Raw genomic sequence first — 20,687 nt, forward strand, 5'->3', positions numbered from 1 at the left:
AATAAATGTGTGGAGATGGACTTATGGTAAAACGTTTTGCGTTGGCGGTCGCCTTGATGGTGGCGACAGCGACTGCTTCCGGGGCGGCGACAATTTCTTTTTCGGATACGGTTGCTGTTCAACCTACGAACTGGTCTGAAACTGCGTCTGTGAACAAGTTTGACCCCTCCCTTGGAACGCTGACCAGCGTGAAGTTCACGCTGTTCGGAGAAGTGATTGGAGACGCCTCTGCCGAAAGTCTTGATGCGTCGCCATCGCAGGTGACATTGGAGGTCGAGGCGCGGATCACGGCCACCGGCCCGGGGCTGCCCGGGGATCTCGGGGTTGTCATTCCGGTGACCAGCGTGGTCGAGAACTTCACCGCGTTCGACGGTGTTGTTGACTTTGACGGCACGTCAGGTGCGTCTTTCACGGGTCTGACTGGCGACGACACCGTGGTGAACGTCTACAATGACGCTGCGACTTTGGCCTTCTTTACCGGTTTGGGTACGGCTGATATCAACCTGACCGGCGAGGGTACATCCAATGGCAGCGGGTCGGGCAACCTGATCACGCAGTTTGCGACCTCTGCAGGCGGTACAATCACGGTTGAATACACCTTCGATGACGGTGACATGGCTCCGATCCCTCTGCCTGCGGGAGCCCCACTGCTGTTGGGCGCTCTGGCAGGTCTCTACCTGGTGCGCCGTAGACGCGGCTAACCTCTGAGAGAGAAAGCTTTGAACGGCGCGTCTGCCCAGACGCGCCGTTTTATTCTGCGGTCGCGTTCTACCGGCCCTTGCGGCGCTTGACCCCACCGCGCATGCCGCCACGGCCCATGGTGCTCCGACCCGATGCCTTCTGGGCGTCGTCTACGGCTTTCTCGACCGCGTATTGCCGGGCCATGGGGTCGTCCGCGATCGCCAGATCGACCGCTTCGAGGCGTTTGACTTCGTCGCGCAGTCGCGCCGCTTCCTCGAATTCGAGGTTTTCCGCAGCCTTGCGCATGTCAGCGCGCAAACCGTCAAGCACCGCCTGGAGGTTGCCGCCGGCCATCTGGCTGTCGATCTTGGCTGTGACACGGCTCTGGTCGGTGTCGCCTTTGTAGAGGCCGGCGAGGATATCCTCGACGTTCTTTTTCACCGTCGCGGGGGTGATGCCGTGCTCTTTGTTGTATTCGATCTGCTTGGCGCGGCGGCGGTCTGTCTCGGCCAGCGCCCGTTCTATCGAACCTGTGATGCGGTCGGCATACATGATCACCCGCCCATCGGCGTTGCGCGCGGCACGACCGATGGTCTGGATGAGCGAGGTCTCGGAGCGCAGGAACCCCTCCTTATCCGCGTCGAGAATGGCCACCAGCCCGCATTCGGGGATGTCGAGCCCCTCTCGCAGCAGGTTGATACCGATCAGCACGTCAAAGGCGCCAAGCCGCAGATCCCGCAGGATTTCGATACGCTCAATGGTGTCGATATCCGAGTGCATGTAGCGCACGCGAATGCCCTGCTCGTGCATGTATTCGGTGAGGTCTTCGGCCATGCGTTTGGTTAGCGTGGTGCAGAGCGTACGGTAGCCGTCGGCGGCAACCTTGCGCACCTCGTCCAGCAGATCGTCCACCTGCATCTCGACGGGGCGTATTTCCACTTCTGGGTCCAGAAGGCCGGTGGGGCGGATCACCTGTTCGGTAAAAACACCACCCGTCTGTTCGATCTCCCAAGATGCGGGCGTGGCGGAGACAAAGACGGACTGCGGGCGCATCGCGTCCCATTCCTCGAATTTGAGGGGGCGGTTGTCCATGCAGGAGGGCAGGCGGAAGCCGTGCTCGGCCAGCGTGAACTTGCGGCGGTAGTCGCCCTTGTACATGCCGCCGATCTGCGGGACGGAGACGTGGGATTCGTCGGCGAAGACGATGGCGTGATCGGGGATGAACTCGAAGAGCGTGGGGGGTGGCTCGCCCGGCGCGCGACCGGTGAGATAGCGCGAGTAGTTCTCGATGCCGTTGCAGACGCCCGTGGCCTCTAACATCTCCAAATCGAAGTTCGTGCGTTGCTCAAGCCGCTGGGCTTCGAGCAGTTTGCCTTCAGAAACAAGCTGGTCGAGCCTGATCTTCAGCTCTTTCTTGATGCCGATGATGGCCTGCTGCATCGTCGGCTTCGGTGTCACGTAGTGGCTGTTAGCATATACGCGGATTTGGTCGAAATTGTCGGTTTTCTCACCGGTCAGAGGGTCAAACTCGGTGATAGATTCCAGTTCTTCGCCGAAAAAAGACAACTTCCAGGCACGGTCTTCGAGGTGGGCGGGGAAGATTTCAAGGCTGTCACCACGCACACGGAAGCTGCCGCGCTGAAACGCCTGATCGTTGCGCCGGTACTGCTGCGCCACGAGGTCGGCCATGACCTGCCGCTGGTCATAGCTGCTGCCCACCTTCAGATCTTGCGTCATCGCCCCGTAGGTCTCGACCGAGCCGATGCCGTAGATGCAGGAGACGGAGGCCACGATGATCACATCGTCGCGTTCCAGCAGCGCCCGGGTGGCCGAGTGGCGCATCCGGTCGATCTGTTCGTTGATCTGGCTTTCCTTCTCGATGTAGGTATCCGACCGCGCTACATAAGCTTCGGGCTGGTAGTAGTCGTAATAGCTGACAAAATACTCCACCGCGTTGTCCGGGAAGAAGCCTTTGAACTCGCCATAGAGCTGCGCCGCCAGCGTCTTGTTGGGCGCTAGGATGATTGCGGGACGCTGGGTTTCCTCGATCACCTTGGCCATGGTGAAGGTCTTGCCGGTACCGGTGGCGCCCAGCAGCACCTGATCGCGCTCGCCGTCGCGCACACCCGCGCTGAGCTCTTCGATGGCGGTCGGTTGGTCGCCTGCGGGCTCGAATTCCGTGGCCATGACGAATTGTCTGCCACCCTCAAGCTTAGGACGGCTGCGTACGTCTGGGGCCGGATTGGCCATGATCAGGGGGGCGTCGGACGAATCGGTCTGGGCGTAGGGCATCGGTGCTCCTTGGAGTTACCTCCAAAGTGTCATGAAACGTCAGGGGTTCAAGGGGCCAGCCTCGCCTGATGACAGAAATTGTCAGGTGGGCAGGCGGTTCCGGTCGACGGTCCGCAACCCGATCAGCTGACACCCCAGCGTGCGGGTCAGCGCCTCCGTCAGTTCATCGAGCGTCTCTGCGGAGGCGTAGGTACCGCCCGTGCGGTCGGCGAGGCAGCGGGCGACCGCGATCCTGCGTTCGTAATCGTCATCCTGCGGGTTGTCCCAACCAAAGTGATCGTCCCGCACCTTAAAGCCGATCACATGCACCGTCAGGTCATGGGCATCTGCGGCCAGGGTGGCCGCGAGCACACAGGGTTGGCCGTCGCAGGTTTCCTTGCCATCGGTCAACAAGACGATGACGCCCGGACGGGCGCGGTAGTCGAGCACCTCGGCAGCCTGCGCCACAGCATCCGTCAGAGGGGTTTCGCCTGCAGGCTGCAGACCGTCGACGGCATCGATGATTGGGCGGGCGGCCTCGGCACGCGGACCGAAACGCAGATCGATATTGCCGCAGGTCGCTGTCTGGCCGGGACCGTAGATCACAAGGCCAAGGCGTCGCACGGCCGCAATCTGCGGGATGCTGTTGTGGATTGCCCGACGCGCCTCGAAAATGCGCGGCTCATCCAGCAGGTTGAACCCCATCTCCGACATGGACCCGGACCCGTCGAAAACGATCATCGCATCCTCTGTACAGCTCTGCGACGCAGGCAGCGTCGCGGGCAAAAGCGTTGCTGCACAGGCCGATAAGATGCGCAAGGTCAGTCGCAAGGGTCACGCCTTTCCTGTTCCGGGTAGCCCACCCTCACAGGGTCGGGACCGTTCTGTCAACGTCCAGTCGCCGGTCATCTGACAAGGCGTTGGAGTCAGAGCAGCCCCAGCGTGCGGAAAGACGTCTCTTCCTTCTTGCCGATGATGACATGGTCATGCACCCGCAGGTCGATGACCTGACAGGCCATGACGATCTGCTCCGTCATCGTAACGTCAGCCTGACTGGGAGACGGATCGCCCGAGGGATGATTGTGCACGAGGATTAGGGCTGAGGCGTTGAGTTCCAGCGCGCGCTTCACCACCTCGCGGGGGTAGACCGGGACGTGATTGACCGTGCCCCGCGCCTGTTCTTCATCCGCGATGACAACGTTTTTGTTGTCCAGAAAGAGAATGCGGAATTGCTCGGTATCCCGGTGCGCCATTGTTGTGCGGCAATAGGTGATCAGTTCTTCCCAGCATGACAGGGCGCAGCGTTTCAGCACCTTTGCCTGCGCCATCCGGTGGGCAAAAGCCTCGACCAATCGCAGTTGCAGATAGACTTTCTTGGTGGTGCCGCGGACCTGCAGCAGGCGGTGCTCTGAGGCGGCAACCACGCCGTTCAGATCTCCGAAAGTCTCCAGCAGTCTTTTGGCCAGAGGTTTCACGTCAATGCGTTCGATGGCGTTAAACAACAAGAGTTCCAGAAGCTCGTATTCCGGCATCGGGGCATGACCCCCTGTCAGAAAACGGGTGCGCAGCCGCGCGCGGTGTCCCATGTAATGAGGGGAGGGGCCGCCGCCGTGCCCGGCAAACTCGCCGGCGGCCAGCGGTCTCGTCTCGACGCCGCTGGGAATGCGGCGCTCCAATTCCTCCAACCCGCGCAACGCAGCTTCGGAAAACCCATGTCTCATATCGGCACACATCAATCCCATGTCATCCACGTGAGTCGGATGTTGGGAAATCAAGGTTAGCGAAATCTTAATCGCATCGATTTTTGAGAAGATTGTTTGCAATTGGTGCTCAATCTGACGGCAGCGGCGGAAATGGCATCTTGCTCCAGAGGGTTAAATCTCCGATATACAAGGCAAGACCTATGAGGAGCCAGGCCATGCGCGCACGCATCTACCAGCCCGCCAAGACGGCGATGCAATCCGGGACCGCCAAGACCCACGGATGGGTGCTGGAATTCGCCCCGGCCTCGGCGCGCGAAGTTGATCCGCTGATGGGGTGGACTTCGTCGGACGACACGCAAAGCCAGGTGCGCCTGCGGTTCAAAACCAAGGCGGACGCGGTCGAATACGCGCAGGAAAACGGCATTGAGGCGGACGTACAGGAACCCAAGAAACGGCGTCCGAACATCCGTCCCGGTGGCTATGGCGAAAATTTCGCGACGGGACGGCGTGGTGCCTGGACCCACTGATGGGATTTGATATTGCCCGCGCACAGGTGTCAGAGGAGGATGTCGCGGCATTGCTCGATCGACACTTCGAGTTGATGCGTGCGCAATCTCCTGCGGAAAGCTGCCACGTCTTGCCAGCCGAAGACCTCGCCGCGGCTGACGTCTCGCTTTTTGCGTTGCGGGATCAGGGGCAGCTTCTTGCCATCGGGGCAATCCGAAACTTTGGCGACTGGGGTGAGTTGAAATCCATGCATACGGCGCAGGAAGCGCGCGGGCGCGGCGCGGGCAAGGCGATGCTGACGGCGCTGATGCAAGAGGCGCGTGCGCTGGGGCTGAAATATCTGAACCTGGAGACCGGGTCCGGCGCGGACCATCTGGCTGCGCGGCGTCTCTATGAGGCGGCAGGTTTTTCGGAGTGCCCGCCGTTTGGCGACTACGTGGCTGACCCGCTGAGCGTTTTCATGACGCGCAGGCTCCGGGTGCCTGAGCAGCAGGGTATTTGACATCTTAACCACCCCGTGGAGCGGTGGAGCGGGGCGCTGGTGGAGCGCACAGGTCGACTGCGTGTCAGCTTTCAAACCCGTTTGCTGCGCTTGGTCCTTTAGGTCCATTCAACCGGCGGCACAAAGCGACACCTGGTTGCGAAGAGATCAACCACGCTTACATTCAGCACTACACTAAATACTCTCGGTGCCTCGAAACGGCCTCCTCCGGTCAAAAGGGAACACATGCCCAAAGACTTGCAGACGCTCACATCTGACATGCTGGCCTGTACGCTTTGCAAGGACCTGCCCCTCGGCCCCAGACCGATTTTCCAGCTGGACCAACAGGCCAGAATTCTGATTGTCGGACAGGCACCGGGGCGCATCACCCATGCAAAGGGCCGCCCTTTCGACGATCCCTCCGGCGACCGCCTTCGCAGCTGGTTGGCGGTAGACAAGCCTACTTTTTACACCGATCCCCGGGTCGGAATTTTCCCGATGGGGTTATGCTTTCCCGGCACGGGGTCGGGGGGCGATCTGCCGCCACCAAAAATCTGTGCGACGACCTGGCGGTCATCCGTTATGCAAAAGCTGGAACAGGTTGAACTGACATTGATCCTCGGTGCTTATGCAATCGCATGGCACCTGCCTGACCTAAAGGGCAAACCGGTGACCGAAGCTGTCCGGCAAGCGTCCGAGGGAGACGGGCACATGTTCGTGCTACCGCACCCGAGCCCCCGAAACAATCGATGGCTGAAACAAAACGCCTGGTTCGAAGCGGATGTGGTGCCTCGCATCCAGGAGAACGTGCGGCGGATACTGGACGTCCCCTCTGTTTTGTAGGGTGGACGCCGGTGTGCAGGAGAACGTCCGGGCTTTGCGCATGCGTTTCGCAACCCTCTGCAGGGCGCACCGGTCACTCCCGGTCTTGCTGCGCGTGCCGATGGCAGGTCGGGTATCATTCGAACGGTGCGCCGCTCTTTCGTTGTCGGCAGAGCGCCTGTCAGATCGGCCAAGACGCAGTTTCGTGTTGACCAGGGTGAATTTGCAGAACATCAGCGGGATCATGGAAAATCTGACGCTCAAGTCGTATGCGCTGCCACAACGGCGTGCCTCTCTGGGAAAGCGCATGCATGGCTGATGTAACCCCGCTCGATCAGGCCCATGCGGCGATGGAGGCGGCCCCCGGCGATGATGCGGTACGGCTACGGTTCTATGACCGTCTGGCCGAGTGTGAGCTCTTCCTGATGCTGTCCGAGGAGGTGCCTGAGGGCGATCAGATATCGCCCGAGCTCTTTGATCTGGGCGACGCCCGGTATGTGCTTGTCTTTGACCGGGAGGAACGGCTCGCTGCCTTTGCGGGCAAGCCGGTGCCTTACGTCGCGCTCTCAGGTCGGTTGATCGCGGAAATGCTGGCAGGGCAGGGGATCGGGCTGGGTGTCAATCTGGAGGTGGCGCCTTCGTCGATCCTGTTGCCGGATACGGCAATTGCCTGGTTGCATGACACGCTGAGCAATCAGCCCCGCGAGGTCGAAGCTGCCATTGCCCAAGTGCACGCGCCGAAAGGTCTGCCGGAACATTTCATCACCGCGCTCGATGGTAAGCTGGCGACGGCACTTGGGCTGGCACAAACGGCCTATCTCGTGGGGGTGACCTATGACACCGGCGCGCGCGGGCATCTGCTGGGATTCGTCGGAGCGGTGCCGGAAGCAGAGGGCGCATTGGCGCGTGCCGCCGGTGAGGCGCTCACGTTCTCCGGCATTGAGGCGGGTGCCATGGATATCGGATTTTTCCGTCACGCTGATCCGATGACCCCTCGGATGGACTCTGTCGGCTTGCGGTTTGATTTGCCTCAGCTGCAGCACCCCGCGCCACAGCAACCTGGCATTCCGGGAGGGGACCTCGCCAAACCGCCTAAACTCCGATAGGCTCCGCTCCTCACGTTGTCCTCACGCGGAATACGGTGATTTTCACAAGGGCGAGAGGCGGCGCTACAGAGGGTGCAAAGCGGCAGGATCGCCGTCTAAATATCTCAAGAGCTCAAAACCCGACCCTAATGATCCTCTTGAAGAACTGGAGTTTTCTGATGAACCGCTTCCCCCTCAAAATTGCAGGTGCCGCCATTGCGCTGACCATCGCGTCGTCGGCCTGGGCCGGTGATCAATACGTTGATCCGACCGGGTTCGCCGTGTCCGGATATGACGTCGTGGCCTATTTTGACCTCGAACAGAACCCGGTCGGTACGGCGCAGCCTGCGGCGGTGCCCGGTGACAAGGATATCACATCGACCTACAATGGCGCGACGTTCGCGTTCTCGTCCGAAGCCAACAAGGCCGCGTTCGAGGCCGATCCCGAAAAATATGTGCCGCAATACGATGGCCATTGCGCCTATGGTGTGGCCAAGGGCGGCAAGGTGCCCGGCAACCCCAACCTGTGGCGTATTCTGGATGGTAAACTCTATCTCAACATCACCCAAAACGTCGTGGGCTTCTGGGAAGAAGACATTCCCGGCAACATCCAGCTCTCTGAAGCGAATTGGGTCGATATCGAAGCGGCACCAGCCTCTGACCGGGCAATTCCGCAGTTTGAAAGCGCTGCACCGGTTGAATGAGCATGACTGAGAAGGACCTGCCTTCTCGTTCCCCGGAAGCCTCGCCGCGTCTGACGCGGCGGGGCTTCTTGGCGCTGGGTACCATTTCCGTGGTCACAGCAGGTGCAGTGGCGTCACGATGGTTCAACATCTGGGCCGAGACGGGCGAGAACGCGCTGAGCGCGCCTCAGGCCCATCAGGCGGCCCTGTCCGGTGATATCCTTTTGGTCGATATCCGCAGACCGGACGAATGGGCGCTGACAGGCGTTGGCGAAGGCGCGATAACGCTCGACATGCGGCGCGAAGACTTTACCGAAGCGCTTCTGGCCGCCGTGCAGAACGACACCACACGCCCCGTTGCCCTGATTTGTGCGCGCGGCGTGCGATCTCGCCATCAGAGCGCGAGACTGACCAAGGCCGGGTTCACGCGCATCATCGACGTGCCCGAAGGCATGCTGGGCTCCGGTGCTGGGCCCGGCTGGATCAAACGCGAACTGCCCCTGCGCAAGGAGAGTTGAGATGAAACGGTTCCTTGCGCTGGCCGCCGCGGCCTGGTTGGGCGGGACGGCACCGTCGCATGCCGCTTGTGGCGAAGACACGGGGGCCTGCTCGATTGAGATGGGCACCTATCACGCGCGTGTGCCGGAGGGTCCCGTCAAGGGCGCGATACTCTATTTACATGGGTTCGGCGGGTCGGGCGAGGGCGCGCTGCGACCCAAGGACTGGGTGAACACGGCGCTTGACCGTGGCTATGTGCTGATCGCGCCGGATGGGTTGCCCTATGCGGAGGGACGCGGGCGTGGTTGGTCGTTCATCCCGGGCCGCCCGAAATTGCGCGATGAGCCTGCGTTCCTGCAGGCCGTGCGGGATGATGCCGCCGCCCGTTTTGGCTTCACGGCGGAACGCGTGATCCTGAGCGGTTTTTCCATTGGCGGTTCCATGACCTCTTACATGGCCTGCGACGTACCGGACAGCTTTGCGGCCTATGCGCCCGTGGCCGGTGGTTTCTGGCGCCCGCATCCGACCGGCTGCGCGGGACCCGTGCGCCTGTTGCACACCCACGGGTGGACAGATGGCACCGTGCCGCTCGAGGGCCGTGTTCTGCGCGGTCGTGACGCGACGGACCCGGAGGCACTGGTGCAGGGGGATATCTTCTACACGCTGCGCATGTGGCGCGAAGTGAACGCCTGCAACCAGTTGCGCGCGGACCGATATGTCACCAAGGGCGACTTTATGCGCCGGGCGTGGGATCGCTGTGCCGACGGCTCCGCATTGGAATTTGCGCTCTTTCCCGGTGGGCATGTCGTGCCGCAAGGGTGGGCAGGCATGATGCTGGACTGGTACGAGGGGCTTTGAGCACAGCTCGCGCCGCCGGCCATTCTGGCGCCCAGACCAATCAATCAGACAGTCCACACAGGTGGGAGATAGGCCAGAAAGTTGCGTGTGACCGGGCCGCGATCCAGTGCTGCTGCCTATCCATAGCGCGAGCTTGAACGCCTCCAATTCCCAATCCTGTGCCGGAGTTATTCAGCGGGAAGCTGGCCTGCGTCCAACAGATTGCGCAGCCGCGATCTCTCAAGGCGGGCGCGGCCGACAATGGCGGGCTCGCGAATAGTGTGCGGGCTTTGCATGCGCAACCCACCGGGCAGCGCGCGCGACAGTGGCACAGCGCTGAGCGCTGACAACGGCACGGCGAGGCAGAGACTGGCGACAATCGGGATGAGCCAGAGAGAAATCAGACCGGAAGCCAAGCCAATCAGAAGTACCGCGCCCAGCAGGGTTTCCGCCCAGTGGAACCGGATCAGCGTACGCAGCGGGTAGGCATGGGCATGGCGCGACTGCGCGGCCCAGGCGTCGGATTGGCCGAGCAGGGCGCGCAGTACCGCGCAGGTCTGCTGGATCATCAGGATCGGCGCATAGGCGATCGACAAGACAATTTCGACCAGAAAAGCAGTCAGGAAAGCACCACGTCCCCCGTAGACCCGCGTGGCCTTGGGATGCAGGGCGATGATGCCTGCGCCCACTAGCTTGGGGGTCAGCAGCATGGCGTACATGATCACCAGGAAGACGGCGGAGTCGATGTGGCTCATCTCCGGCGGCCAATCCGGGAAGAGCGGATTGGTCTCGTTGAAATAGCGCACGACATTGGTGTCCGCGTCGACGCCCAGCAGAGCCCAGATCACCAGCAAGACAAACCACGCAGGAGACAGCAAGTAGCTCACCGCGCCGTGGAAGAGATGAAAGCGCGACACCGGGTGCAGACCCGCAGTGCCCAGCAGGCGCAGGTGCTGGAGGTTGCCGCGGCACCACCGCTGGTCCCGCAGCACGTAGTCGATCAGCGTGCCGGGCGTCTCTTCGAAACTGCCAGAGACGCGCGGCAGAAACCGCACACGCCATCCGGCACGGCGCAGAAGCCCCGCCTCGACAAAGTCGTGGCTGAGGATCAGTTCCGCCTGGCCCTTGCGCCCCTGCAAATGGGGCAGTCCGGCGGATGCCGCAAAGGCGCGCGTGCGGATGATCGCGTTGTGGCCCCAGTAATTGCCTTCGCTACGCGCCCATTTCGCCAACCCTTCGGCCAGCAACCAGCCGTAGGCAATGTTGGAGAATTGCTGCAATCGGGCGAAGATGGTTTCGGCTCCGATCAGCATCGGAAAGGTCTGGATCAGGCCGGTCTCGGGGTCGACGCTAAGCTCGTCTGCAAGGCGGTCGATGGCGCGCCCGGTCATCAGGCTGTCGGCGTCCAGCACCACCATGGCTTCATAGGCGGCGCCCCATCCGGTGATCCAGTCGACAAGGTTGCCGACTTTCTTGTCCGTGTTCGCAGTCCGGCGGCGATAGTGGACGGCAAACCCTTCCGGCGCGGAGGCGGCCAGATCGGCAAAGGCGCGCTGTTCATCCTCGGCAATGGAAGGGTCGCGTGTATCCGACAGAACAAAGAGCGTGTAGCTGTGTGCGCTCTGGCGTCGTGCAAGGTCATCCAGCATCGCCGTTGCATTGCCAAAAACGTCGCTGGGTACCTCGTTATAGATGGGCACCAGCAAGGCGACATCCATCGGAACCACCTCTTTGGGGCTGCGGCTTTGGGCCGTTTCCCGGGCCAGCAACCCGGCTATGGCCACGCCGACGGTGCTGACAGAGAGGGTGACCCAGACAAAGGTCACGCCAATCAGCGCCAGCAGCGCCCATTCCAACCCGGTCATGCCGGTTTCAGATAGCCAGCCGTGCAAGGCGGACATGAGCATCGCCGTGCCGATCAGTGCTGGCAGAAACAGGGCGAGCCGCCAGGCAATCGTGCGCTCGGGCCCTTGCGTCGGCGCAATCCGGGGAGTGCCCGGAGAGGCGGACAGGTCTTGGGCGCGCATTCGCAAAGGCGCACGGGGAGGCATTGTGGCTGCTACCTCACCCATCGTGTCCGTACCGTCGTTCATCCCGCTGTCCACCTGTAGAGCCAAACCTCGCTGAGCGGCGTGCCATCGAGACGCAGTTGCGCCCTGAATTCGATGTATCTGGCCTCACCCGCCTGGAAGGTGAACGCCAAGCGGGGCCCATTGGTTTCAGGATTTCTTTGCACCAGCCCGTCGGACAGCGTGCCATCGCTGCCACGCAGGATGATATCGAGCCGCGACAGATCGTCTGGCACCAGCGCGCCATCTTCAAAGTCGATGGTGACCACCTTGCCGCCTTCGGGGCGTCCACCGATGGCTGTGCCCAGCACGCGCAGAGGCATGTCAGCCTTTGGGGTCGGATCGTCGCCCCAATCCATCAGATAGCTCATCTGGTGACTTTGCCCGGCCAGAATGGGCTCTGACGGTCGCCAATAGGCGACGATATTGTCGTAAATCTCCAGATCAGCCGGGATTTCGACCAGGGTGACCGAGCCTTGACCCCAGTCCTCCTGCGGGGTGATCCACAGGGAAGGTCGCGAGTGGTAAAGAGCTTCGAGATCCGCGTAGTCACGGAATTCACGCGGGCGCTGCATCAGGCCAAAACCGCGCGGATTGTTGTCGGAAAACGCGCTGATCTGCAGCGTCAGCGGATTGGCCAGCGGCCGCCAGATCGTCTCGCCCGCGCCATTGTGGATGAGCAGGCCATCGCTGTCGTGCACTGCGGGGCGGAAGTCGTCGAAACGCTGGCGCATGGTCTCGTCGAAGAGGAACATGGAGGTGAGCGGGGCAATGCCCACATGGTCCATATCGGTCCGCGCGAAAATTTCCGCCGAGACCGCCATGCGCAGCGTGTCGCCATGGGCGATATCAAACCGGTAGGCACCGGTGCAGCTGGGACTGTCGAGCAGGGCGTGCAGCACGACCGACCCGGACCCCGGTTGCGGTGTTTCCAGCCAGAAGGCGGTGAAGTCAGGGAACTCCTCGCCCATCGGATCGCCGGTTTTCAGCGCCAGGCCGCGCGCAGAGAGGCCATATGTCTCGCCTGTGCCGATCCCCCGGAAATAGCTGGCGCCCTGAAAGACGGCATACTCCTGAAAAATGCCTGCCTGCTCCAGTTCCGCCCGCAGGCGCAGTCCGGAATAGCCCAGCGTCGCATCGATCTCGACATCCGGGAATTTGTCGGTGCTGTCGAAAACGCCCATGTCAAAGGCGAGGGGCCGTGCGGCGCCGTTTTCGACGACATTGATCTCCACCGCCTGCGGAAAATAGAGGCCGGGTGGAAAGACATCGACGCGTTGCGGTCTGAGCGAGCCTTCCCAGAGCGCGTTGCGACCGTCGAACCAGATCTTGCGATACTGATCATAGGTCAGGTTGCGCCAGCTTTCGGGGATCAGCGGACGGGGGGTGTAGTCCGCCTCTGCCAAAGCCACCGCACGGGCGCGCACGGTGGATGCATCGAAGGGTTGCGCATCCCCAAGTTGCAATCCGGGCTCCTCGGCGAAGCTGGCCGATGGCACCGCAGCCAGTGCGGCAAGAGATTTCAGAACGTCACGACGTAGCATCAGTGCACCGCCTTTTTGCGCCAGGGCTGGGATTTGTACCATCCCGCGCCGTAAGCGGTCAGGACAAGCACACCCATGCCTGCAAGGTTGACAGCCACGACAGTCCAGGTGTCGCGACCAATGTTATCCATGGCAAACCCGCTGACCCGCGCGGTAAACATGCTGACGATGAAGACGGCGAGCGACTGCTGGCCAACCTTCAGGATAATGGCAAGGCTGCGCTGCCAGACACGCGCGGCGAGGCCATCACCATGGGCGAGAAGGCGCGCTCCTTTATCGCCAGCAGCCACCCAGCAGAGGTAGGCAAGCGCCAGGAAATGCACATAGCGCAGCAGCCCAAAATCGGATTTGTCAATCAGACCCTTGTTGGCGATGCGCCAGTCGCGCGCCCAGTCGAACCCGAATTCGCGCACGCCGATGTTCGACAGCGGAATGTTTATCAGCACCAGGGCCAGCGCGATGCCGATCAACAGCGGCGAGACCGGCGGTTTGGGCAACCAGCCGCGCATAAAGGCAAAACCGGTGAAGAAAATGAGCTGCCAGCCAAAGGGGTTGAAGAACCACGTCCTGTCCGACCATGGCTCGGCTGGCAGCGCAAAGGTCAGGTGGTCAAGCCCCACCAAAGCCAGCAACCGTTCCTGCGCAAAGAGCCACACAAGCCCGACAAATGCCGCCACCAGACCCAGATGCACCCTGGAGAGCGCCATGATCAGCGGCATCATCGCCAGCACGACCATATACATCGGCAGAATGTCGAAATAGTTGGGCACGTAGGTCAGGGTCAGTAGCCCCACCAGTTGCGGTCCCGGTTCTTCAAAGAACTTCCACAGGTTGAGCGTGCCGATATAGACCTTATCGTAGGCCCCGGTCATGTCGATGGCGGCAAGGAATGTTGCCACGGCAAAGAAGAGCCCGATGTGCGCCCAATAAACCTGCCAGACCCGAAAGCTGACCCGCGCCGTGCCGAGCCGCCAGCCGACGGTGTCGTATGCGCGCCCAAAGGCGATCGCAGAGGCCATGCCGGAACAGAAGACAAAGATCTCTGTCGCATCTGAAAAGCCCCAGCGCGCAGGAATCCAGGACGTAAAGAAGTTCCCCGGCGTATGGGCGAAGAGGATGATGAACATCGCAATGCCGCGAAAGAAATCCAGGCGAACGTCGCGCTGCTTGGCCGCAGGGGCTGCTTCGGTGCGCGAAGGGGAGGCGCTTGGCGTCATATGGGCGGGGTCGGCGAGTGTCATGGCCGGTCTTTATGCTGTGTAAAAGGAATTGTCATCAGGGACTTGCGATCATTGTGCGGGGATCCGCCGGGCCTCTTGAATGCTGGCCAGACGGGTGGTGGTGAAACGGTCCGGCCGCCCTGCGCGCCGCGCCAGACGGTCCGCGATGACGGCTTCGGTCTGCTCGTAACGGCCTGCGCGCAGACCCGCGTCAATGGTGATGCGGTCAAAAACGTCACGCTGGGCGTGGCTGCCGCCGATGGTCTGCAGTGTCGGGCGCGCGGCTGTCAGATCGGCAAAGGCGGCGTCATAGCGCCCTTCGGCAAAGGCATTCAGTCCTGCAAGGGCCGCGACGCCGGGGTCGGCATAGCGCCTGGGCATCTCGCCGGATTTCGCGGCATCGCGGGCAAAGCGCCGGGTCATCGCTGCCTTGGCTTCTGGCCGGTCGGCCCCTGTCAGCGCCAGCATGTAATGCAGGTCAGCAAAGACAACGCAGCCATCCTCGGTGCGGTTCTGTGCCAGATCGGCAAGCTCCTCCCAGCGCGGGCCGACATCCACGCCCTCCAGCTCCAGACGGACCAGAAGGGAGGTCGCGTTGGAAATGTCGCGGTAGTCGTCGGTCTTGTCGGCGCGGATCTGAGCGTCGTAGAGGCCCAGGGCGACATCCAATTGACCACGATCCATGTGCAAAAGCGCCTTGTGCCACCAGACGTGGTAGCGGAAGTTATTGCAGTGATCCCAGGCACCGGTGTTGCCTTCGATCAGTGCGATCCCCAGGTCGGGCCGCGCGGTCATATCGTAAACATGCGTGACCGCATGGAGCCCCCAGGAATCGTCCGCCGCCAATGTCAGCCCCTCACGCCCGGCGGCTTCGGCCCGGTCGTAGGCCCCGGTTTCTTCCAATGCGAAGGCGTGGCAGCCCAAGGCAAACCCGCGACAGGCATGATCGGGGCCATGGGCCTCCAGCACCCGTTCGATGGAGGCGCGCATGCCGGTGGCATCGCCGAGAATGAAGCGAATGGCGTGGCTGACCTTGGCGGTCAACGTGTCTTCAGGGTGCCGCGTCAGCACGCCTTCCATCGCGGCCACCGCCTTGGTCGGGCGGCCGTCGAGCCAGTGATCCAAGGCGCGCGTCCAGGCGGCCTCGCGGAATGTCGGCGTCGTGTTGGCGCAGGCCTTATGCGCCAGAACAGCAGCTTCCTGCGCCGTTTTCACCAGTTCCGCGCGCCCCAGCATCAAAGAGAACAACCCGCGTGCCGCGTGGCCCATCGCAAAATCCGGATGGCTTGTCAGCACGGCGCCCAAATGGGTCGGCGTCGCGGTGCTATGGGCCAGAAACGCCCGCACCATGCCATTCCAGTGATCCAGCGCCGCTTGGGTAGAGAGCGAAACAGGGCTGTTACAGATATCGTACATCATCAGGATCGCGCCTTTATTCTCGGAACAGAACAATTCTTTAACGCAATATCGGCACGTGCGAAGGTTCCGGGCAGGCGGTACACGCCAACGTGAAGCCGCGTGTTAGATTTCCGCCAATGTTTCAGGAATAAGCTCGGAATACAGGCGAAAGGAAGCCGATATCGCGGGTGTGTTTCAGTCCGCCTTGGGCTTGATTTCAAAGGCGCGGAGTACGGTCTGGGTGTCTTGCCCAAAGCGCGGCGGCGCGTGCCGGTACGTGACTGGTGTGCGGGAGAACTTCAGGGGATTGCCCAAAAGGGCAACGGCGTCACCCGCGGTGTCCGCGGCTTGGACCTGCACGACGGTATCGCGCGCCTTGGCTTGGTCAGAGTTCAGCGCTTCGGCCACGGTGTGGATGGGGCCTGCGGGCACCTTTACCGCGTGGCAGCGGGCCAGAACGTCTTTGCGCGGTACATCGGCCAGCGCTGCCGTGATCTTTGTGGTCAACGCCGCGCGGTTTTCGATCCGGGCAAGGTTCGTGGCATAGGCAGGGTCTTCTGCAAGGGCGGACATACCGAAGGCATCGCAGAACCGCGCAAACTGGGCATCGTTGCCGACGGCTAACAACACGTGCCCGTCAGCGCAGGGAAAGGCATCGTATGGCACGATGTTCGGGTGCGCATTGCCGCGCCGCTCGGGCAGTTTGCCGGAGGTCAGGAAATTGGTGCCCTCGTTGATCAGCCAGGCCATCTGCGCATCGACCAGAGCGAGGTCAATATGCTGACCTTCCCCGGTTTTGTCTCTGTGGCGCAGGGCGGCCAGAATGCCGATGGTCGCGTACATCCCGCACATCACGTCGGCAATGCCCACGCCCACTTTCATCGGCGGGCCGTCTGGGGCACCGGTCAGGGACATGATACCGCCATAGCCCTGCGCCATCAGGTCGTACCCCGGCTGCGCGCTGTTCGGGCCGGTTTGGCCAAAACCCGAAATCGAGCAATAGACAAGGCCGGGATGGACCTTCAGAAGGGTCGCGTGATCCAGTCCGTATTTCTCCAGGCCGCCGGGTTTGTAGTTTTCAACCACGATGTCCGCCCGCGCTGCCAGCTGGCGCACAGTGTGCTGGCCTTCATCGCTCGACAGATCGACGGAGATCGACAGCTTGTTGCGGTTGGCGGCCATGAAGTAGGCCGACAGATCGGTCGGGTTGCCCGCAGCGTCCTTGGCGTAGTTCGGGCCCCAACTGCGGGTGTCATCCCCGTTGCTCTTGGGGTTCTCGACCTTGATCACGGTCGCGCCGAGATCGCCCAGCATCTGTGTGGCGGTCGGCCCGGCGAGAATGCGGCTGAGGTCCAGCACGACCAGACCGTCGAGCGCCATAGGCGTGTCAGATACGACCATCGTAGGCTCCACGGTCAATCACGGCAGCGATCACGGTGAAGGTGTCCGCCGTCATTGCGGTGTGTAGGGCTTCGGTCAGTTCGGCGCGGGTGGTCACGGTATGGCCCGCGCCGCCAAAGGCCAGACCCATGGCCGCGAAATCATGTTTGGCAAAATCGACACCGCGGTTTTTCATCTGGCGCGAGCGTTGTTTCAGCTCAATGAGGGACAGCGAGGCGTCCACAAAAACCACGATGATCGGTTTCAGCCCCAGTTCGGCGGCGGTGGAAAGTTCGCCTGCCACCATCAGGAAACCGGCATCCCCGCAAAAGCCGACAACGGGCCTGTCAGGGTCCGCGAGCTTGGCGCCCATGGCCAGCGGAATGGCGCAGCCCATGGTGCAGAGGGCGGTGGATTGGGTCAGCCCGCGCGCCTCATAGCATTCCCACATCTGGCTGAGCAGGATCCGGTGCGCGCCGCTGTCCACCGTCGCCAGTGTCTCGCGCGGCAGTACCTTGCGGCAGGTGTCCATGATGGCGGCGGGACCCCAGTCTTCATCCGTGGGAAAGGCTTGCGACAGCGCGGCTTTGATGGCGGCAATCTCGCCACCCTTCCATGTCGTCTGCGGCGTCACACCGTCTGACAACGCCTCAAGGCTGGCGGCGCAGTTGGCGATGAAATTGAGGCTCGATTGATGCATGTAGTGATGATTGGGTTCGGCGGTGATATCGATGATCCGCTGGTCAGTGGGGTCCCAGATGTCGCGCCAGCCCACCCGCATTTCGATCGGATCGTAGCCGACGCAGAGGATCAGATCGGCGCTTTCGATGAACGGGAGCAGGTGACGGTCCGCCAATGGTGACAACCCGGCGCCGCCAAGCGCCAGCGCGTGATCTTCTGCCAGCAGCCCCTTGGCCTTGTAGGTGGTGATCACCGGCACGCCAAAGCGTTCGGCAAAGGCGGTGACCTCTGCGCCCGCGTCTTCGATCATCGCATCCAGTCCCAGGATCATGACAGGGCGTTCGGCGTCTTGCAGCCACGCGCGCGCGGTTGCCAGATCCTCGCCCGACGGCGCAGTGGCAGAGGCCTTGGCGCGGGGGGGCGGGGCTTTTGCGGGCACCTGCGCATCCGCGACAGAGATCGGAACGTCGATATGTACCGGACCGGGGCGGCCTTCGGTGGCGATGGCTACGGCCTTGTCCGCGATCACATGGGCGGCACCGGGTACCAGCGAAAACGTGGCCTTGGTGATCGGGCGGAAGACGGCCTGCTGATCGAGCACCTGGTGCGTGTAGGTCTGGGCTTCATCCGCATCGACGGCGCCGGCCAGCACGATCATGGGCACGCGGTCCTGATGCGCGTTGGCCACGGCATTCACGCCGTTCAATGCGCCAGGGCCAACGGTGGCGACCAGGATACCCGGCGCGCCTGTGCGGTGATAGGCGCCCTCGGCCATGAAAGCGGCGGCATTTTCATGTTTGGCGAGGATGAAGCGGATGCCTGCGTCTTCCAGCGCATCAACCAGCGTCAGGACTTCGCCGCCGGGCATGCCAAACGCATAGCGGCACCCTTCGGCATAGAGACGGCGCGCCAAGGCATCCGCCGCTCTGATCGTTGTCGATGTGGTGGCCACGTGCCAACCCTCCCGCCTGTCACTTCACCGCATCGTCATAAACGATGCCGACGCCAGCGCAATTCACCATTGTGTTCGAAGTGTTTCAAGACGCGGGCGGGCTGTCGGGCACGCTGATCAGCGGCGGCGGTCGCGCCGCGAAGACATCGGTTGGAAGGCAACGCCCACATGCGCCTCGCAATAGGGTTTGCCCTGTTGCACAGGCAGGCCACAGAACCAGAAATCCTCGGTCGCCGGATCCCCCACGGGCCATTTGCACGTCCGCTCGGTCAGTTCCATCAGAGACAGCTTCTTGGCCTTCTTCTCGATCTCCGACACTTTGGCCAGGGCTTCGGGGCTGATTTCATTCGCCGACGGCTGCGGCGGCAGGGGTTGGCCCGCCGGGATGATCTGCTTGCGCGCCGGCAGCGGCTTGGGCACTGCGGGTTCGGCTTCGACTTTGGCGGCAGGCTCGGCCGCTTTCGGCACGGGTTTCGGTTTTGCCTCGGCCTTGGGCGCCGGTTTGGCCTTGGGCTCCTGCTTGGCCGTGGCGGAGGCGGTGGCGCGGTTCGACAGGCCCAGACGATGCACTTTGCCGATCACGGCATTGCGGGTCACGCCGCCCAGCTCTTTGGCGATCTGGCTTGCGGATTGACCCTCGCCCCACATCTTCTTGAGCATTTCCACGCGTTCGTCAGTCCACGACATCAGCCATTCCCTAATTTAAAAGCGGTCCTGCTGGCTGCGGACCGCTTTGTCAGTATCGATATCGCTCTATTTTAGTCACTCGGGACGGAGTTACAAGCGGTGAACGCGCGTCACTTGGGCCTTCCTCTATGGCGATTGACGCAGCCGTGCCTCGCGCCAGGCCAGCAAAAGCCCCCCCGACAGAATGACGCCCGCGCCCGTCAGGGTGACCCAATCGGGTATCTGGGCGAAAAACGCAATGTCATAGAGCGTGGCGAAGATCAGCGTGCCGTAACTGAAGGGCGCCACGAAGCTGGCATCTGCGCGGGCCATGGCATTCACGAAACAGGCCTGCGCCAGCGCCATGCAGATACCCAGGGCGATCAGAACAGCCCATTGTGCTGCTGTCGGCATCTGCCAGACGGCAATCACGGCGAGGGAGGCGATGAGGACGCCAAGGAAGTTGTTGATCAGCAGAACCTGGATCGGGGCTTCGCGCCCGGAAAGTTTCTTGATGAAGATAATCTCCACCCCCATGATCACGGCCGCCGCGAGGGCCAGAAGGCTGGCAATCTGAAAGCTCTCGGGCGTCGGGCGCAACAGCAACATCGCCCCGGCCAGTGCGATGAAGGCGGCTGTCCAGCGGATGCGGCCTACTTTCTCTCCCAAAAGCGGGATCGCCAGGATCATGCCGAAAACCGGGTTAAGGAACACGATGGCCGTGGCATCGGCCAGAGGGATGAAGGCAACGGAGGCAAACATCAGCGTGACGCCGCCCCAGCCGCAAAACGTCCGGGCAAAATGAAGCCCCCAATGAGGACGCGTCAGTTGAGGCCGTAACACAGCCACGGTGGAGGCAATGGCGATGAAGGCAAAGACAAAGCGTCCGTGGCTGACTTGCAGCGGATGCAGCGGCGGGCCAAGGGTCTCACCCCCAAGCGCCTTGGCAAAAAGTGTGGTGGCGGCAATGAAGGCCGTCGCCGTGATCATCAGGAAAACGGCCAGACCGGGATTATGCTTTTTCGGCAAGAACATACCCGCCGCTATGCGCCTGAACAGCGTCTCCATCAAGGGCGAAAAGGGGCTTTGCAAAGTCGCGGGAATGCGATAGTGCGACGACATGATCACGTCACTGCTGAAAATCAACCGACGACGCGCAGCCGCATAACCCCGCTGCCATGATCCCATGCGCCTGGCGCATATCCCGCA

Annotated in this window: 19 protein-coding genes; 8 read left to right on the plus strand and 11 right to left on the minus strand. The window is 62.1% G+C overall.

The window, feature by feature from the left end; genetic code table 11:
* The first annotated feature begins 23 nt into the window (after positions 1–23).
* On the plus strand, positions 24–701 hold the full coding sequence (locus ISX84_RS17440; RefSeq protein WP_195821671.1) for a choice-of-anchor E domain-containing protein: 678 nt from the start codon (positions 24–26) through the stop codon (positions 699–701).
* Between the two features lie 67 nt (positions 702–768).
* Here the strand turns inward: ISX84_RS17440 and uvrB are convergent, their stop codons facing one another.
* The 3 genes from uvrB to radC form a co-directional block, all read right to left on the minus strand.
* A complete protein-coding gene (gene uvrB, locus ISX84_RS17445; protein WP_326838762.1) occupies positions 769–2,973 on the minus strand; it encodes an excinuclease ABC subunit UvrB in 2,205 nt (734 codons plus the stop codon).
* An 81-nt stretch (positions 2,974–3,054) separates the two neighbouring features.
* Positions 3,055–3,783, minus strand: a complete 729-nt coding sequence (locus tag ISX84_RS17450; RefSeq protein WP_229884381.1) for a vWA domain-containing protein — start codon at positions 3,781–3,783, stop codon at positions 3,055–3,057.
* Between the two features lie 95 nt (positions 3,784–3,878).
* Positions 3,879–4,694: a RadC family protein gene (gene radC, locus ISX84_RS17455; protein ID WP_229884382.1), complete on the minus strand. Its 816-nt coding sequence runs from the start codon at positions 4,692–4,694 to the stop codon at positions 3,879–3,881.
* A gap of 176 nt (positions 4,695–4,870) precedes the next feature.
* Here radC and ISX84_RS17460 point away from each other — a divergent pair, with 176 nt between their 5' ends.
* The 7 genes from ISX84_RS17460 (at position 4,871) to ISX84_RS17490 (ending at position 9,589) form a co-directional block, all read left to right on the plus strand.
* Positions 4,871–5,182, plus strand: a complete 312-nt coding sequence (locus tag ISX84_RS17460; RefSeq protein WP_195821672.1) for an ETC complex I subunit — start codon at positions 4,871–4,873, stop codon at positions 5,180–5,182.
* A complete protein-coding gene (locus ISX84_RS17465; RefSeq protein WP_195821673.1) occupies positions 5,182–5,664 on the plus strand; it encodes a GNAT family N-acetyltransferase in 483 nt (160 codons plus the stop codon). The genes ISX84_RS17460 and ISX84_RS17465 overlap by 1 nt, the downstream gene beginning before the upstream one ends.
* Before the next feature lie 225 nt (positions 5,665–5,889).
* Positions 5,890–6,486: a uracil-DNA glycosylase family protein gene (locus ISX84_RS17470; protein WP_195821674.1), complete on the plus strand. Its 597-nt coding sequence runs from the start codon at positions 5,890–5,892 to the stop codon at positions 6,484–6,486.
* Between the two features lie 290 nt (positions 6,487–6,776).
* Positions 6,777–7,571, plus strand: coding sequence for an SseB family protein (locus ISX84_RS17475; protein WP_195821675.1), 795 nt, complete (start codon positions 6,777–6,779; stop codon positions 7,569–7,571).
* 158 nt (positions 7,572–7,729) lie between these two features.
* The gene (locus tag ISX84_RS17480; protein WP_195821676.1) at positions 7,730–8,254 is read left to right on the plus strand and encodes a YHS domain-containing (seleno)protein; all 525 of its coding nucleotides are present in this window, start codon (positions 7,730–7,732) and stop codon (positions 8,252–8,254) included.
* Positions 8,251–8,751: a rhodanese-like domain-containing protein gene (locus ISX84_RS17485; protein ID WP_326838763.1), complete on the plus strand. Its 501-nt coding sequence runs from the start codon at positions 8,251–8,253 to the stop codon at positions 8,749–8,751. Before ISX84_RS17480 ends, ISX84_RS17485 begins: the two co-directional genes overlap by 4 nt.
* 1 nt (position 8,752) lies before the next feature.
* Complete coding sequence (locus tag ISX84_RS17490) at positions 8,753–9,589, plus strand: alpha/beta hydrolase family esterase (RefSeq protein WP_195821677.1); 837 nt, start codon at positions 8,753–8,755, stop codon at positions 9,587–9,589.
* Between the two features lie 167 nt (positions 9,590–9,756).
* Here ISX84_RS17490 and mdoH read toward each other — a convergent pair whose 3' ends face one another.
* From mdoH to ISX84_RS17530, 8 genes are all read right to left on the minus strand, one after another.
* Positions 9,757–11,661, minus strand: coding sequence for a glucans biosynthesis glucosyltransferase MdoH (gene mdoH / locus ISX84_RS17495; RefSeq protein WP_229884383.1), 1,905 nt, complete (start codon positions 11,659–11,661; stop codon positions 9,757–9,759).
* The gene (locus ISX84_RS17500) at positions 11,658–13,181 is read right to left on the minus strand and encodes a glucan biosynthesis protein (protein WP_195821678.1); all 1,524 of its coding nucleotides are present in this window, start codon (positions 13,179–13,181) and stop codon (positions 11,658–11,660) included. The genes mdoH and ISX84_RS17500 overlap by 4 nt, the downstream gene beginning before the upstream one ends.
* Positions 13,181–14,422 carry an OpgC family protein gene (locus tag ISX84_RS17505; RefSeq protein ID WP_195821679.1) on the minus strand — a complete coding sequence of 414 codons (1,242 nt, stop codon included), beginning with the start codon at positions 14,420–14,422 and terminating at the stop codon, positions 13,181–13,183. The genes ISX84_RS17500 and ISX84_RS17505 overlap by 1 nt, the downstream gene beginning before the upstream one ends.
* A 48-nt stretch (positions 14,423–14,470) precedes the next feature.
* Positions 14,471–15,820 carry a tetratricopeptide repeat protein gene (locus ISX84_RS17510; RefSeq protein WP_195821680.1) on the minus strand — a complete coding sequence of 450 codons (1,350 nt, stop codon included), beginning with the start codon at positions 15,818–15,820 and terminating at the stop codon, positions 14,471–14,473.
* Positions 15,821–15,994: 174 nt separating this feature from the next.
* On the minus strand, positions 15,995–17,200 hold the full coding sequence (locus ISX84_RS17515) for a CaiB/BaiF CoA transferase family protein (protein WP_195821681.1): 1,206 nt from the start codon (positions 17,198–17,200) through the stop codon (positions 15,995–15,997).
* Positions 17,187–18,812: a thiamine pyrophosphate-binding protein gene (locus tag ISX84_RS17520; RefSeq protein WP_326838764.1), complete on the minus strand. Its 1,626-nt coding sequence runs from the start codon at positions 18,810–18,812 to the stop codon at positions 17,187–17,189. The genes ISX84_RS17515 and ISX84_RS17520 overlap by 14 nt, the downstream gene beginning before the upstream one ends.
* A gap of 117 nt (positions 18,813–18,929) precedes the next feature.
* A complete protein-coding gene (locus tag ISX84_RS17525) occupies positions 18,930–19,499 on the minus strand; it encodes a GcrA family cell cycle regulator (RefSeq protein WP_195821682.1) in 570 nt (189 codons plus the stop codon).
* Positions 19,500–19,625: 126 nt separating this feature from the next.
* Complete coding sequence (locus tag ISX84_RS17530) at positions 19,626–20,513, minus strand: DMT family transporter (RefSeq protein WP_195821812.1); 888 nt, start codon at positions 20,511–20,513, stop codon at positions 19,626–19,628.
* Positions 20,514–20,687 lie beyond the last annotated feature (174 nt).

The sequence above is a fragment of the Roseobacter sp. MH60115 genome (assembly GCF_015644665.1).
GTDB lineage: Bacteria > Pseudomonadota > Alphaproteobacteria > Rhodobacterales > Rhodobacteraceae > Roseobacter.

Coding starts and splice junctions, on each gene's coding strand:
- ISX84_RS17440 (WP_195821671.1), top strand. CDS start 24: ATGGTAAAACGTTTTGCGTTGGCGGTCGCCTTGATGGTGGCGACAGCG.
- uvrB (WP_326838762.1), bottom strand. CDS start 2,973: ATGCCCTACGCCCAGACCGATTCGTCCGACGCCCCCCTGATCATGGCC.
- ISX84_RS17470 (WP_195821674.1), top strand. CDS start 5,890: ATGCCCAAAGACTTGCAGACGCTCACATCTGACATGCTGGCCTGTACG.
- ISX84_RS17475 (WP_195821675.1), top strand. CDS start 6,777: ATGGCTGATGTAACCCCGCTCGATCAGGCCCATGCGGCGATGGAGGCG.
- ISX84_RS17505 (WP_195821679.1), bottom strand. CDS start 14,422: ATGACACTCGCCGACCCCGCCCATATGACGCCAAGCGCCTCCCCTTCG.
- ISX84_RS17485 (WP_326838763.1), top strand. CDS start 8,251: ATGAGCATGACTGAGAAGGACCTGCCTTCTCGTTCCCCGGAAGCCTCG.
- ISX84_RS17460 (WP_195821672.1), top strand. CDS start 4,871: ATGCGCGCACGCATCTACCAGCCCGCCAAGACGGCGATGCAATCCGGG.
- mdoH (WP_229884383.1), bottom strand. CDS start 11,661: ATGAACGACGGTACGGACACGATGGGTGAGGTAGCAGCCACAATGCCT.
- ISX84_RS17500 (WP_195821678.1), bottom strand. CDS start 13,181: ATGCTACGTCGTGACGTTCTGAAATCTCTTGCCGCACTGGCTGCGGTG.
- ISX84_RS17515 (WP_195821681.1), bottom strand. CDS start 17,200: ATGGTCGTATCTGACACGCCTATGGCGCTCGACGGTCTGGTCGTGCTG.
- ISX84_RS17465 (WP_195821673.1), top strand. CDS start 5,182: ATGGGATTTGATATTGCCCGCGCACAGGTGTCAGAGGAGGATGTCGCG.
- ISX84_RS17510 (WP_195821680.1), bottom strand. CDS start 15,820: ATGATGTACGATATCTGTAACAGCCCTGTTTCGCTCTCTACCCAAGCG.
- radC (WP_229884382.1), bottom strand. CDS start 4,694: ATGGGATTGATGTGTGCCGATATGAGACATGGGTTTTCCGAAGCTGCG.
- ISX84_RS17525 (WP_195821682.1), bottom strand. CDS start 19,499: ATGTCGTGGACTGACGAACGCGTGGAAATGCTCAAGAAGATGTGGGGC.
- ISX84_RS17480 (WP_195821676.1), top strand. CDS start 7,730: ATGAACCGCTTCCCCCTCAAAATTGCAGGTGCCGCCATTGCGCTGACC.
- ISX84_RS17530 (WP_195821812.1), bottom strand. CDS start 20,513: ATGTTCTTGCCGAAAAAGCATAATCCCGGTCTGGCCGTTTTCCTGATG.
- ISX84_RS17490 (WP_195821677.1), top strand. CDS start 8,753: ATGAAACGGTTCCTTGCGCTGGCCGCCGCGGCCTGGTTGGGCGGGACG.